Origin of the sequence: Alcanivorax sp. UBA3183 (assembly GCF_002364155.1) — a bacterium.
GTDB classification, from domain to species: domain Bacteria; phylum Pseudomonadota; class Gammaproteobacteria; order Pseudomonadales; family Alcanivoracaceae; genus Alcanivorax; species Alcanivorax jadensis.
The window spans coordinates 2,460-2,838 of record NZ_DEXN01000021.1 but is presented as its reverse complement, the minus strand read 5'-3'; the positions used below and the strand labels follow the sequence as shown (position 1 = coordinate 2,838).

The following is a 379-nucleotide window of genomic DNA, read 5'->3' as shown; positions in this document are numbered from 1 at the left end:
AACGCACCACCGCCGTCCTGGCGCTGGCCTCCATGCCCGGCAACCCCTTGTGAGTGGCTGATGCCGTCGCTTTACAAATTGTAACACGAGCAGCCGATACTAATGCACGGTTTACCCGCCCCAATGTCAGACAAGCTACGGAGTTGTCCATGAAATGAGTGATCGCGCCATCATTGATCGCTTGCATCACATCCAGCAGTCCGGCCATGTCTTCTTCGCCAAGCAACCCTGCCTGGAACACCAGGCAGGCCTTTTCTGCCATGGCCGGTCTGAGGGGGTAAGCCACATACAATTTGCCACCTTGATAACGGCGCAGATTCTGGAAATATCGAGCCAGAGCCAGTTGCTCGTCGAGCGTGGTATTTTTCATCAAGCGACC

The 379-nt window shown here is 55.4% G+C and carries 1 pseudogene; it reads right to left on the bottom strand.

Annotation, left to right across the window (positions count from 1 at the left end):
- Positions 1 to 370: pseudogene (locus B3Q33_RS08790) on the bottom strand (hypothetical protein); the annotation flags it as partial.
- Positions 371 to 379 lie beyond the last annotated feature (9 nt).